The organism is Serratia proteamaculans, from assembly GCF_946227095.1.
Taxonomy (GTDB): domain Bacteria; phylum Pseudomonadota; class Gammaproteobacteria; order Enterobacterales; family Enterobacteriaceae; genus Serratia; species Serratia proteamaculans_E.
In genome coordinates, this window is sequence record NZ_CAMISV010000020.1 from 1 (window position 1) to 13,126 (window position 13,126).

A 13,126-nucleotide genomic window follows, 5' to 3' on the forward strand; every position below is an offset into this window, starting at 1 on the left:
GGCCGGATTTGAACCGACGACCTTCGGGTTATGAGCCCGACGAGCTACCAGGCTGCTCCACCCCGCGTCCGATGGAAGCGCACTATACTCTCCGTGCATTTTGTTGCAACCCTTTTTGCATTTAATTGAACTAAAACGGTCTTTCTGCTGGATTAGTCCGCAATGTGCGTTCTTTTTCGTCGTTATTGGCCGTATGGCTTTTTTTATTGGCGGCGATTCCTTTATCTATGGGCGTTTGTTATCGTTCGCCGGTAGATCATATATGTAGAGAGTGTGCGTGATGAAAGGACGTTGGGGCAAATACCTGCTGGGCGGGTTAATGGTAGCGGTACTGGCAGGCTGTTCTTCCAAGCCGACCGACCGGGGACAACAATATAAGGACGGTCACCTGGATCAGTCGCTGGAGTTGGTGAATCAACCCAATGCCAAGGGCGTGCCGGTGAATGCCAAGGATTACTCGGATCAACTGATGGAGATTAAATACGCCTCTCCTTCACTCTTTAATCGCAACAACACCACCTTTCAGGCAGTACAAAGCTGGATGGCATCCGGTGCCGACACTCGCACTCTGAACCAATACGGCCTCAGCGCTTATCAAATGGAAGGCGTGGACAGCTACGGCAACGTACAATTTACCGGTTACTACACGCCGGTGCTGCAGGCACGCTACACCCAGCAGGGTGAGTTCCGTTATCCGCTGTACCGTATGCCGCCAAAAGGTAAAGGCCGCCTGCCCGATCGCGCGGGCATTTACTCGGGCGCATTGGATGACCGCTATATCGTGGCGTACACCAACTCGCTGATGGACAACTTTATGATGGAAGTCCAGGGCAGCGGCTATGTGGATTACGGCAACGGTCAGCCGTTGGTGTTCTTCGGCTACGGCGGCAAGAACGGCCACGCCTATCGCAGTATCGGTAAAGTGCTGATCGATCGTGGCGAAGTGGCTAAAGCGGATATGTCGATGCAGGCGATTCGTCAATGGGCGGATACTCACAGCGCCGCCGAAGTGCGTGAACTGCTGGAGCAAAACCCTTCTTTTGTCTTCTTCCGTCCTGAGGCTTTTGCGCCAGTACGGGGTGCCAGTGCCGTGCCGCTGGTCGCCAAGGCCTCGGTGGCTTCCGACCGTTCACTGATCCCAGCGGGCACCACGCTGCTGGCGGAAGTGCCGTTGCTGGACAATAAGGGTAAATTCACGGGAAAATACGAGATGCGCCTGATGGTGGCTCTGGATGTGGGTGGGGCGATTAAAGGCCAGCACTTCGATATGTACCAGGGCATCGGGCCGGATGCCGGTCACTCGGCAGGTTTCTACAACCACTACGGCCGCGTTTGGGTACTGAAAGGCGCTAACGTTAACGCACCGTTGTTCACCAGTCAGAACAATACCGCTTCCGGCGGCTCGCTGTTGGTTACCCGCTAACAGCCCTGAGTTATACAGCGATAGATTGACCCGCAAGGGCCGGATTTCCGGCCCTTATCATTTGCAATGTTAAGGTACTAAAGCGTTATGAGCACAGCCTATTCTGAAGCCTATCTGCAGCGTTTTGGCGGCACAGCACGTTTGTACGGTCAGCAGGCGCTGGCGCTGTTTGCCCAGGCGCACATTTGCGTGATTGGCATCGGCGGCGTGGGCTCCTGGGCGGCCGAGGCACTGGCGCGCACCGGCATCGGTGCCATTACGCTGATTGATATGGATGATGTCTGTGTCACCAACACCAACCGCCAAATCCATGCCCTGCGTCAGCATGTGGGCCAGTCAAAGACAGAAGTGATGGCGGAACGCATTCTGGCCATCAACCCAGAGTGCCGGGTGACCTGCATTGATGATTTTATTACTGCGAACAACGTCGCCGAGCGGCTGAATAACAATTTCAGTTATGTCATCGATGCGATCGATAGCGTACGGCCCAAGGCCGCGCTGTTGGCCTATTGTCGTCGTTACAAGATCCCGGTGGTCACTACCGGCGGTGCCGGTGGTCAGATAGATCCGACCCAGATAGCGGTGGTCGATTTGGCGAAAACCATTCAGGATCCGTTGGCTGCCAAGCTGCGTGAGCGGTTGAAAAATGATTTTAACGTGGTGAAGAACAGCAAAGGCAAGCTGGGCATTGACTGCGTATTTTCCAGCGAGCCGCTGGTTTACCCACAGCCGGATGGCAGCGTTTGCGCATCACGCAGTACCGCAGAAGGGCCAAAACGAATGGATTGCAGTGCGGGATTTGGTGCGGCAACCATGGTGACCGCGACCTTTGGTTTTGTCGCCGTTTCTCATGCGCTGAAGAAGATGGTGGCAAAAGCCGCGCGTCAGGCGTAACGAGCGGCCATTTCCTTCACGGCAGCGGCCAACGCTGCCAGCCCGCTGGCACGGGTAGCACTAAGCTGAGCACGTAATGCCAGTTGCTCAAACAGTGCCAGGGGGTCTATCGCCGCGATCTGCTGTGGCGTTTTTCCTTCTACCGCTGTTAGCAGTACCGCCAACAGGCCGCGTACGATGCGGCCTTCGCTGTCACCGTAAAAGTGCAACGTGCCGTCCGCCAGTAACTGATGTCTCAGCCAGACTCGATTCTCACAGCCACTCAATTCCATTTCCTCTGCGCGTAATGCCTCTGGCAGCGGCGGCAATTGTTTCGCCAGCATGATCAGTTGGCGATAACGATCTTCCCACTGCTTCAGTGCGGTAAATTTCTCGATCAACGCTTCGGCGGTGATTTCGCGGCCAAAGGGGTGGGGGGCAAGCATAGCGTCTCCGGGAATCATTTAGTCGGCCAGCAGGTCGATGGCGTTGTGCAGTGCTGCCACCAGGGCATCGACGTCTTCCAGCGTGTTGTAAGGGGCAAAGGAGGCGCGCAGCGTCCCACTGACACCCAACGCCGCTATCAGCGGCTGGGCGCAGTGCTGACCGGCACGCAGCGCGATACCTTGTTCTGCCAGCAGGGTGACGATATCGCTGTGATGGATCCCGGCAATATCAAATGCCAGCAAGCTGGAGCCAGAACAACGGAAGCTGCGGAATCCCGGCAGCTGCGCCAATCGTTGCTCGGCAAGGTTGGCCAGTTCACGGCTGTATTGCTCGGCTGCTGCCAGATCCTGCTCGCCAAGCCACTCCAATGCGGCGGCCAGCCCCAGTACACCGGCGATATTTGGCGTACCGGCTTCGAAACAGTGCGGCGGTTTTTGCGGTGTGAAGCCTTCAAAGGACGCCTGAGCCAACATCTTGCCGCCGCCTTGCCAGGGGGCCATCTGCGCCAGCAATTCGCTTTTACCGTATAACGCACCGATGCCGGTTGGGCCATACAGCTTGTGGCCGGAGAAGGCATAGAAATCAATGTTCAGTCGCTGAACGTCAGCCGGGCAGTGGACTATGCCTTGCGCACCGTCGATCATCACCCGGGCACCGGCACTGTGGGCAAGCCTAATGGCCAACTCCAGATCCGGACAACCGCCGGTGACGTTGGACATTTGCCCCAGCGCCAGCAGGCGGGTTTTATCGCTCAGCAGGCTTGGCAACTGCGCCAGGTCTGGCAGGCGGTCAGCGCCAAGCGGCAATTTCACCACCCGTGCACCGGTTTGTTCCGCCACCATCAGCCAGGGGATCAGGTTGGCGTGGTGCTCGGCCTCGCTCACCAGAATTTCGTCACCCGGTTGCAGGCGGGGACGGGCATAGCTTTGTGCCACCAAATTGATCGCTTCGGTGGTACCACGGGTCCAGATAATGTCATCGGCCGAAGGGGCATTGATCAGCGTCGCAACCTGTTGGCGCGCCTGCTCGAAACGCGCGGTCAGATCCTGCGCGGCCCGGTGCTGGCTGCGGTGCACGGTGGCGGCGTCGTCACGGTAAAACTGCTGCGTAGCGGCGATCACCGCCAGCGGTTTCAACGCGGTGGCGGCGCTGTCGAGATAAATACCCGCTTGCTGCAAGGCAGGAAACTGATTACGAAAGGCGATGGGATTAAAAGGTGTCATACCCTGATTGTCACTGGCTTGAGTCAATGACTGATCCTGTCCTATTTTCTCGGCTGAGACAAGCTATCCCGCATATTAGGATTCATCGTCTGGAAATTATAGGTAAGTTTGTTATGCTGTTACGTGCGCACTAAGTCATGGCGTTAAATTACATAAAAGGTTTTTACAGCATTTAAAACTACAAGGAGTCCACAATGAAGAAAACAGCCGCAGTTATCTCTGCCCTGATGCTAACGTTTACCCTGGCCGCCTGTTCCAGCAACTACGTGATGCAGACCAATGATGGACGCACCATTGTCGCTAAAGGAAAGCCCGCGTTGGATAACGACACCGGCATGATCAGCTATAAAGATGCCAACGGCGTTGAGCAGCAGATCAACCGCTCGGACGTGAAGGAAATGGTTGAAAGCGACCAGTAACGTCGGCCAAAAATGGGCAAAAAAAAGCACCGCAAAGCTTGCGGTGCTGCATAAAATCACTATGGACAGACAGGGTAAATGTACAGGAAGTGAAAAACAGTAGCTTAGCTACCACGTCTGGATTGCCAGACAATTTGCAAACACAACATCACAACCACAAGCCAAAAGTTCATCGGCGTCCTCGACACCCACTCCCTTTTCGTTCCGGCCCGGGAAGTGCCGCCACTATAGGTATTTACTGGCGCATGCTCAACGGACAATTTATAATGGCTCGGATTAAAAAAACTAATGGTAGCGCTTGGCTGTCTGGTGCCTATCGCACGGCAGATAACGCCGCCTGATTTTTTATGCCGAATCACTCGGAATATTGTTACACAAAAGTAGCTAATAAATGTCTAAACGCTTACCACCTCTTAATGCACTGCGGGTGTTTGACGCGGCTGCCCGTCACCTGAGTTTTACCAAAGCGGCAGAAGAACTGTTTGTCACCCAGGCCGCGGTGAGTCACCAGATCAAGTCGCTGGAGGACTTCCTCGGCCTGAAGCTGTTTCGACGCCGCAACCGCTCGCTGTTGCTGACGGAAGAAGGGCAAAGTTATTACCTGGATATCAAGGAAATCTTCACCTCTATCAATGAGGCGACACGCAAGCTGCAGGCACGCAGCGCCAAGGGGGCATTAACCGTCAGTTTGCCCCCGAGTTTTGCTATTCAGTGGCTGGTGCCACGGCTGTCCGGCTTTAACTCAGCTTATCCGGGAATCGACGTGCGTATCCAGGCGGTAGACCGCGAAGAAGACAAGCTGGCGGATGATGTCGACGTGGCGATTTTCTACGGTCGCGGCAACTGGACCGGGTTACGAGCTGAACGTTTATATGCGGAATATCTGTTACCGGTGTGCTCACCCAGCCTGCTGACTGGAGAACATGCGTTAAAAGTGACGAGCGATCTGGCTTATCACACGCTACTGCATGATACTTCACGCCGCGACTGGCTGGCCTACACTCGTCAACTGGGGTTACAGCACATCAACGTGCAGCAGGGGCCGATTTTCAGCCACAGCGCCATGGTGGTTCAGGCGGCGGTACATGGTCAGGGGATTGCGCTGGTCAATAATGTGATGGCGCAGACCGAGATCGAAGCCGGGCGGTTGGTCTGTCCCTTTAACGAAGTGTTGGTCAGTAAAAATGCTTTTTATCTGGTATGTCATGACAGTCAGGCAGAACTGGGTAAAATAGCCGCCTTTCGTCAATGGATCCTGGCACGGGCAGCCAGCGAACAAGAAAAGTTTCGCTTTCGCTACGAACAATAAGGCCGGTCGCCGTGTTGTCGCAGCCGGCTTTTTCAATAAAGGTAAATAACGATGAGCAGTCGTTCAATGCTGATTTTTGCCGCTATCAGCGGCTTTGTATTTGTTGCTCTGGGCGCGTTTGGCGCACATGTATTAAGCGGCACCTTGGGTGCCAACGAGATGGTCTGGATCCGTACTGGGCTGGACTATCAGGGGTTCCATACTCTGGCGATCCTGGCACTGGCGGTGGCAATGCAACGCCGCGTCAGCCTGTGGTTTTATTGGAGCGGGGCGCTGTTGGCGCTCGGCACCGTACTGTTCAGCGGCAGTCTCTACTGTCTGGCGCTGTCACACCTGAAGTTCTGGGTTTACATCACGCCGATTGGCGGCGTGTGTTTCCTGATCGGTTGGGCATTGATGTTGATTGGCGCTTTGCGTCTGAGGAAAAAGGCCGAGCGCCATGAATAGACTTGCGTTGTATTGCCGTCAAGGCTTTGAAAAAGAGTGCGCGGCAGAAATTACCGCCAAGGCAGCCGAGCTGGAAATATTCGGTTTTGCCAGAGTGAAAGATAACAGCGGTTATGTGCTGTTCGAGTGCTATCAGCCTGATGATGCCGATCGCCTGGCGCGGGAAATCCCGTTCCGTGAACTGATTTTTGCCCGTCAGATGCTGGTGGTTGGCGAGTTGCTGCGTGATTTGCCGCCGGAAGACCGAGTATCACCGATTGTCGGTATGTTGATGGGTGTGGTCGATCGTGGCGGTGAGCTGCGCGTGGAAGTGCCGGACACCAACGAAAGCAAAGAGCTGCTGAAGTTCTGCCGCAAGCTGACGGTGCCATTGCGCGCGGCAATGCGTGAGCAGAAGGTGTTGATGGCGCGTGAGAACAAGACTCGTCCAGTGGTCCACGTATTCTTTATCGCGCCGGGTTGCTGCTATGTGGGTTACTCCTTCAGCAACAACAACTCCCCGTTCTATATGGGTATTCCGCGGCTTAAGTTCCCGTCCGATGCGCCAAGCCGTTCCACCCTGAAGCTGGAAGAGGCGTTCCACGTGTTCATTCCTGCCGATGAGTGGGAGGAACGTTTGGGCAGCGGCATGCATGCGGTCGATCTGGGGGCTTGTCCGGGTGGCTGGACCTATCAACTGGTGCAACGCAGCATGATGGTGCACGCGGTGGATAATGGCACCATGGCGCAGAGCCTGATGGATACCGGCCAGGTGACGCATCACCGCGCCGACGGTTTCAAATATGAACCCTCCAGCAGCAAGATTTATTGGCTGGTGTGTGACATGGTGGAGAAACCGGCGAAGGTGACCAGCTTAATGATCCAGTGGCTGGTGAAAGGCTGGTGCCGTGAGGCGATCTTCAACCTGAAACTGCCGATGAAAAAACGCTACGAAGAGGTTTCGCAGAACCTGCTGTCGATCAAAGAAGCGTTGGATGCGGCGGGGATCAGTTCAGAAATTCATGCCAAACAGCTGTATCACGATCGTGAAGAAGTCACCATCCACGTCCGCCGTATGTGGTCGGCCGTGGCGGGGCGTCGCGACGAACGTGAATAATCGATAGGGCGTTGCTTGTGCAGCGCCCGGATTTAAACCGGTAACCGCAGTTGCTGCAGGTTGCCGGTTAACGTCAGATTGGTTCGCAAGGTCGCGACCCTTTTACTGATATAGGCTATCTCGCGGTGCTGTTGCAGTTTACCTCGCCATTTCTCCGGCACCTGTTCCAAATCCTGATACACCCCATCCAGCGAACCTGCCTGCTGTAACAGCAATACCGCCGTCTTCGGTCCAATACCGGCCACGCCAGGGATTTTGCTGCTGCTTATTCCCGCCAGTCCCCAGTAATCCGTTAATTGTTGTGGCGATACGCCAAACTCTTGCTGCACAAAGGGCATGTCCAGCCAGCGTTTTTGAAAGTAATCGCGGATCTGCACGCTGGGCGCCAGCAGTTGGCAATAGCCTTTGTCGGTGGACACAATGGTCACCTGATGACCACCGCCTGCAACCTTGGTGGTCAGCGTTGCCGCCAGGTCGTCTGCTTCATTGCCCGGAGAATGCCAACAGGCAACGCCGAGCGCTTCAAACGCCTGCCGCAGCTGCGGCATTTCCTGCTGCAAATTGTCCGGCATCGGCGAACGACCCGCTTTGTAGTCGGGCAGAATTTGGTGACGCCAGCTATCACTGCGATCGTCTTCGTCAAACACCGCCACGGCGTGCGTTGGCCGACTATGCTGGATCAACTGCTGCAGCGCGTGCTGGCAAGCATTCACACAAGGGGAACCCTGCACGGCGTGTATGCGGCGGATAAGGTTGAGGGCGTCGACAATCAGTAGGTGTATAGGCATTTACTCGTCGTCTTTCAAGCTGCAGCGTTGTTGACTTCACGTACTCACCCCCATCACATACCTAAGTAAGCTCCGGGGGATGAGCACGCTTGCCGCCTAGCTGCAACTTGAAATCCATAGAGTAAAGGCGGAAAAAGTCAGGTAAAAGAAGGGCGGTTATTAGGCCGCCCGGGATGGCTTATTAAGCGACGATTTCGTAGCAGGGCACATAAGCGGTGCCCGGTAGTTTCATCCGGTGCTGGGCGACAAAGCCCTGCAACAGACTGTCCATTTGCTTCATCATCTGCGGTTCGCCGTGCAGCTTGTACGGACCAAACTGTTCGATGGCATGAATGCCATTTTCTTTCACGTTACCGGCGACGATACCGGAGAACGCACGGCGCAGCGCGGCAGCCAGCTGTTCAGCAGGCTGGTCCGGATACAGGTTGAGATTCGCCATATTTTCATGGCTTGGCTCAAACGGCAGCTGCAAGTCCGGCGCGATGCGGATAGACCAGTTAAAGCTGTAGGCATCACCGGTATTACGGCGGTTTTCTTTCACCAGCGGCATGGCTTTTTTCATCTGACGTGCCACTTCGGCAGGATCGTCGATGATAATGCGGTAGTGACGGCGCGCTTCGTCTCCCAGCGTGTTCATGATGAACTCATCCAGCACGTGGAAGTAGTTGGCGCTCTCTTTCGGTCCGGTGAGGATCAGCGGCAATACCTGCTCGCTGTTCTCCGGGTTCATCAGGATCCCCAGCAGATACAGCAGTTCTTCCGCCGTGCCGACACCGCCTGGGAAGATAATGATGCCGTGGGCGATACGGACGAAGGCCTCCAGGCGTTTTTCAATGTCCGGCATGATCACCAACTCATTGACCAACGGATTTGGCGGCTCGGCGGCGATGATCGACGGCTCGGTCATGCCGATAAAGCGACTGTTGTGGTAGCGCTGTTGCGCATGGCCTACGGCCGCACCTTTCATCGGCGCTTCCATGGCGCCCGGGCCACAGCCGGTACAGATATTCAGTTCGCGCAGGCCCAGTTGGCTGCCGACCTTGCGTGCATACAGATATTCGTTTTCGTTGATCGAGTGCCCTCCCCAGCACACCACCAGATTAGGATCTTCATCCAGGTGCAGTGCACGGGCGTTACGCAGGATAGAGAACACCAGATTGGTAATGTGGGCCGAATTTTCCAGATTCAGATGCTGGAAACGACCGGCGCTGTCGATCTGTCCGTGGACGAACAGGATATCGCGCAGCACGGCAAACAGGTTGGCCTGCAGCGAACGGATGATTCGACCATCGACAAAGGCGTCTTCCGGTGGATTCACCAGTTCAAGTTTGACTCCGCGCTCACGGCGCAGGACGTTAATATCAAAGGTTTCATAGCGCGACAGCAGCTGTTTGCTGTTGTCGGTCTGGCTGCCGGAGTTCAGGACAGCCAGCGAACAGTTGCGGAACAAACGGTATAGATCGCTGCTGGCGGTACGCTTCAGCATGTCTACTTCCAGCTGCGACAGCAAATCCATAGAGCCAAGCGGGCTGATGTGTGTAATCAAGGTAACTCCTTTGCACCCAGAATGGGGCAGTAGTAATCCATACGCAGCAGAACAGCATCTCGTTATAGTGAGCGCACGGCGGCAACATCATTATTAGCCAGCCGGAATGCCCGGCATAGCACCGGGCGCTGTTGATTTAACCTTACCGCCGTCCCCTGGTTTTTACCAATACAAACCGCTCGTTAGCTCAGTTGTTGAGCAATGCTTCGCACTATTGGCGTGCCAGACGGCCATGTGACGGAACAAAGTCAGTGTTACTGCGCCATGGATTGATATCCAACCCACCGCGACGGGTGTAGCGTGCATACACCGTCAGGCTCTGCGGCTGGCAGTAGCGCAGCAAATCGTTAAAGATGCGTTCGACACATTGTTCGTGGAATTCATTGTGATGACGGAAGGACACCAGATAACGTAGCAGCGCCTCGCGATCGATCTGCGTGCCACGATAATGTATTTGTACCGAGCCCCAATCCGGTTGGTTGGTGATCAGGCAATTGGACTTTAACAGATGACTGACCAACCGTTCTTCCACCTGCAGGGAGCCGGTGGCATTTTGCAGGTAATCGGCGTTGAATTCGTAGTTATCGATGCGGATGTCTTGATGATCGATACATTCACCTTCTAACCGGGCGATCGGACTGCCTTCAAGTTGATCGACGCGGAACAATGAGACGCTGACCTCGCCCTGTGCGCAGGCGGACAGATCGCGTTGCAGGATGTTGCGCACCGTCTCCCAGTCGCTGAACGGCGTTTGGTTAAAGCTGTTGAGGTAAAGTTTGAAGCTTTTGGACTCAATCAGGTTGATGCTGTCGGCATTGAGGCTGATCTCGCCGACGGCGACCTGCGGCAGACCGTTATCGTTCAGCCAGGAGAGTTCATACAGCGTCCAGATATCGGCACCGTGGAATGGCAGGCTGTCCGGATACAATCCCAGCGGCTCGCGGTTCATACTGCGCGGCACTGCCTGCAGCAGCGTGGCGTCGTAATGGTCGCGGTACGCGGTGGCTTTACCCAGCGTTAGCGCCGACAGGGCATGGTGGTCTTGATATGAGGACATCTGCTGTCACCTTGGTGATAGATAGGTACAATGGTCGCCAGTTTACCGTATGCGAGAAAAAATATGGACCATGATGTACCGCACGCCCTGCGTGAATTCACCCAGCGTTATGTTGATCTTTGGCAGCAAGGGCGTGGTCATGCCCCAGCCAGCCAGGATCTGTACGGCGTGCCGTCGCCTTGCCTGGTAGAGAATCGCGATGATGAAGTGCTGTGGTTGCCGCAGCCGTTTACCCCGGCGGCAACGCTGGAAAAGGTAGAAACTGCACTCGAACTGCGCTTGCAGCCGGACATCAACCTGTTTTATACCCAGCAGTATGCGGGTGACATGAGCGCGCAGTTCGGTGAGCACCATGTGACCCTGTTGCAGGTGTGGAGCGAGGACGATTTTATTCGCCTGCAGGAAAACCTGATCGGTCATCTGGTGACGCAAAAGCGCCTGAAGCTGTCGCCGACGCTGTTCCTGGCAACTACCGAATCAGAAATGACCATGGTCTCGCTGTGTAACGTCAGCGGCAATGTGGTGCTGGAGCAGTTTGGCAGTGATAAACGCACTTTGCTGGCGGCTTCGTTGGGCAATTTCCTCGATGCATTGCGCCCGACCTTGGGTGTTTGAGGCCAATTACAGCGAAATCCGTGTGCGAGATCTCTCACACGGACTGTGAGAGATCGCTTTTAATTTTCCTCTCTCGGCGGCTTGCATGGGGTTTATTGTTATCCAGATCAATTGGTTAGATTTTCTTTAGGATAACTCTTAGCGTTAATTTCCTGTCAGCCAGCCAGTAAGCCCTTGTGAACCCGGGATAATTAAGCGATCTTATGTTCACCGGAAGGGATACGGTGGAGCGGGAAAGCATCAGGATGATGCAGCTTCAGGATGAAGAAGTGGATGCGCTCAGTGAAGAGCGGAGGACGGCGTCAGGAGATGCCAAGGATGTTTCAGGATTGAAACCAGGGACACCTCCAGGATGGAGATTGAGAGCCGGCACAGGATGGTTGGCGGGTCATGAAGACTGAGGAATCGCGTCAGGATGATGCTACAGGATAGAGCCAGGATGGTTTTGGTCAGGATGGCCGCAGGAAAAGTTTTCAAGGATTGAGCAGGGAGCACACTGTGTAGCGGGACTGCTATAAAACGAACCGAGGGCACTGTTAGCGCAGTGCCCTCAACTTTTATACGAGGTCAAGTTTTAAGCATCCAGGATGCTTACCCCTGCTCAAATTCATCTCAGTTGTTAACCAATCGCTCCCAGTGTATCGCCATTGCCCTGTTTTTTCGGCAGCAGGAACAGTGTGGCGTAGATATCCAGCAGATAAATAGCCGCCAGCAGGCTGATAGCCGCAGTGAAGGAAATTTGGGTCACCAGGGCACCGATCACCAATGGCCCCAGCCCGCCGACGCCGCGCCCCAGATTAAACAGGATGTTTTGCGCAGTGGCACGGGCCTGAACCGGATAGGTATCGGAAATCAACGCACCGTAGCCACCAATCATACCGTTCACGAACAACCCCATCAGCGCCCCGGCAAACAGCATCAACGTGGGGTCGCTAAGCTGCGCATAGACAACCACCATCACCACTGCGCCTATCTGATAGCAGATAAAAATCTTCCAACGGGTGAAGCGATCGGCCAATACGCCAAACAGCCAGATACCGAAGGTCATGCCGATCACCGTGACGGCGGTCCACAGGCCGGATTTGGTCAGCGAGAAACCGAAGTTTTTTGCCAGGTAGGTGGGCATCCAAATCATCAGTCCGTAATAACCGAAGTTTTGCACCGAGCACAAAATAAAAATGCCGATGCTGGCCTTGCTGGTGGCCCGGTCTTTGAACAGTAGCCGCACGCGTTGAGTGAACGACAGTTGTTGGCCGCTGTTTTGCTGGCGGACAAACTCTTCCGGCTCACCCAGGGTGCGGCGGATCAGGAATGACACCAGCGCTGGCAGCAACCCGACCAGAAACATGCCGCGCCAGCCGATATGCGTCAGCAACAGTGGGGTGAGGAAGGCGGCTGCCAGCACGCCAAGCTGCCAACCCATGCCCACATAGGCCGAGGCGCGATTGCGTTTTTCCGCCGGCCAGGCTTCGGCGATCAGCGCCATGCCGATACCAAATTCACCACCGAGCCCGATCCCCGCCAGTGTGCGGTAGGCGAGCAAATCCCAGTAGCCCTGTGCCAGCGCGCACAGACCGGTAAACAATGAGAACATCAGGATAGTGATGGTCAGCACCCGGATACGGCCAAAGCGATCGCTGAGGTGGCCGAAAATCACGCCGCCCAGTACGGCACCGATCAACGTCCAGGTGACCAGTGAACCAGCGGCGGAGGCGCTTAGCCCCATTTCAATACTGATGGCTGGCAGCATAAAGCCGAGGATCAGCAGGTCAAAGCCGTCCATGGCGTAGCCGGTGACCGAAGCCAGCATGGCTTTGCCGGGCGTGGCGTGATTTTTTGTCGGTGTGATTGCGGGCATCTGTCTAATCTGTGTGGTTTATTCG

13 protein-coding genes and 1 tRNA gene are annotated in these 13,126 nt (G+C 55.3%); 7 read left to right on the plus strand and 7 right to left on the minus strand.

Annotated elements, in window-relative coordinates:
* Positions 1 to 59, minus strand: a tRNA-Met gene (locus OC597_RS25195).
* A gap of 221 nt (positions 60 to 280) precedes the next feature.
* On the opposite strand from OC597_RS25195, the gene mltA reads away from it, so the two are divergent.
* Positions 281 to 1,423, plus strand: a complete 1,143-nt coding sequence (gene mltA, locus OC597_RS25200; protein ID WP_085118567.1) for a murein transglycosylase A — start codon at positions 281 to 283, stop codon at positions 1,421 to 1,423.
* A gap of 87 nt (positions 1,424 to 1,510) precedes the next feature.
* Positions 1,511 to 2,317 carry a tRNA cyclic N6-threonylcarbamoyladenosine(37) synthase TcdA gene (gene tcdA, locus OC597_RS25205; protein WP_262211061.1) on the plus strand — a complete coding sequence of 269 codons (807 nt, stop codon included), beginning with the start codon at positions 1,511 to 1,513 and terminating at the stop codon, positions 2,315 to 2,317.
* On the opposite strand, the gene csdE is transcribed toward tcdA, so the two are convergent.
* Together csdE and csdA are read right to left on the minus strand one after the other, a co-directional pair.
* The gene (csdE, locus tag OC597_RS25210; RefSeq protein ID WP_262211062.1) at positions 2,308 to 2,742 is read right to left on the minus strand and encodes a cysteine desulfurase sulfur acceptor subunit CsdE; all 435 of its coding nucleotides are present in this window, start codon (positions 2,740 to 2,742) and stop codon (positions 2,308 to 2,310) included. The genes tcdA and csdE overlap by 10 nt on opposite strands.
* An 18-nt stretch (positions 2,743 to 2,760) precedes the next feature.
* Complete coding sequence (csdA, locus tag OC597_RS25215; RefSeq protein ID WP_262211076.1) at positions 2,761 to 3,966, minus strand: cysteine desulfurase CsdA; 1,206 nt, start codon at positions 3,964 to 3,966, stop codon at positions 2,761 to 2,763.
* Positions 3,967 to 4,160: 194 nt separating this feature from the next.
* Here csdA and OC597_RS25220 point away from each other — a divergent pair, with 194 nt between their 5' ends.
* From OC597_RS25220 to rlmM, 4 genes are all read left to right on the plus strand, one after another.
* Positions 4,161 to 4,385 carry a YgdI/YgdR family lipoprotein gene (locus tag OC597_RS25220; RefSeq protein ID WP_085118562.1) on the plus strand — a complete coding sequence of 75 codons (225 nt, stop codon included), beginning with the start codon at positions 4,161 to 4,163 and terminating at the stop codon, positions 4,383 to 4,385.
* Positions 4,386 to 4,776: 391 nt separating this feature from the next.
* On the plus strand, positions 4,777 to 5,694 hold the full coding sequence (locus OC597_RS25225; RefSeq protein ID WP_085118561.1) for a transcriptional regulator GcvA: 918 nt from the start codon (positions 4,777 to 4,779) through the stop codon (positions 5,692 to 5,694).
* Between the two features lie 51 nt (positions 5,695 to 5,745).
* Positions 5,746 to 6,141 (plus strand): DUF423 domain-containing protein, encoded by a 396-nt coding sequence (locus tag OC597_RS25230; protein ID WP_099064996.1) that lies wholly within the window; start codon positions 5,746 to 5,748, stop codon positions 6,139 to 6,141.
* On the plus strand, positions 6,134 to 7,237 hold the full coding sequence (gene rlmM, locus OC597_RS25235) for a 23S rRNA (cytidine(2498)-2'-O)-methyltransferase RlmM (RefSeq protein WP_099064997.1): 1,104 nt from the start codon (positions 6,134 to 6,136) through the stop codon (positions 7,235 to 7,237). Before OC597_RS25230 ends, rlmM begins: the two co-directional genes overlap by 8 nt.
* A 32-nt stretch (positions 7,238 to 7,269) precedes the next feature.
* Here rlmM and xni read toward each other — a convergent pair whose 3' ends face one another.
* The 3 genes from xni to queF form a co-directional block, all read right to left on the minus strand.
* On the minus strand, positions 7,270 to 8,025 hold the full coding sequence (gene xni, locus OC597_RS25240; protein ID WP_261285195.1) for a flap endonuclease Xni: 756 nt from the start codon (positions 8,023 to 8,025) through the stop codon (positions 7,270 to 7,272).
* Positions 8,026 to 8,206: 181 nt separating this feature from the next.
* Positions 8,207 to 9,571: a nucleotide 5'-monophosphate nucleosidase PpnN gene (gene ppnN / locus OC597_RS25245; RefSeq protein ID WP_261258566.1), complete on the minus strand. Its 1,365-nt coding sequence runs from the start codon at positions 9,569 to 9,571 to the stop codon at positions 8,207 to 8,209.
* A gap of 211 nt (positions 9,572 to 9,782) precedes the next feature.
* Positions 9,783 to 10,628 carry an NADPH-dependent 7-cyano-7-deazaguanine reductase QueF gene (gene queF / locus OC597_RS25250; protein WP_262211063.1) on the minus strand — a complete coding sequence of 282 codons (846 nt, stop codon included), beginning with the start codon at positions 10,626 to 10,628 and terminating at the stop codon, positions 9,783 to 9,785.
* A 63-nt stretch (positions 10,629 to 10,691) separates the two neighbouring features.
* Here queF and syd point away from each other — a divergent pair, with 63 nt between their 5' ends.
* Positions 10,692 to 11,243: a SecY-interacting protein gene (syd, locus tag OC597_RS25255; protein WP_262211064.1), complete on the plus strand. Its 552-nt coding sequence runs from the start codon at positions 10,692 to 10,694 to the stop codon at positions 11,241 to 11,243.
* 619 nt (positions 11,244 to 11,862) lie between these two features.
* On the opposite strand, the gene OC597_RS25260 is transcribed toward syd, so the two are convergent.
* Positions 11,863 to 13,101: an MFS transporter gene (locus tag OC597_RS25260; protein WP_262211065.1), complete on the minus strand. Its 1,239-nt coding sequence runs from the start codon at positions 13,099 to 13,101 to the stop codon at positions 11,863 to 11,865.
* Between the last annotated feature and the right edge of the window lie 25 nt (positions 13,102 to 13,126).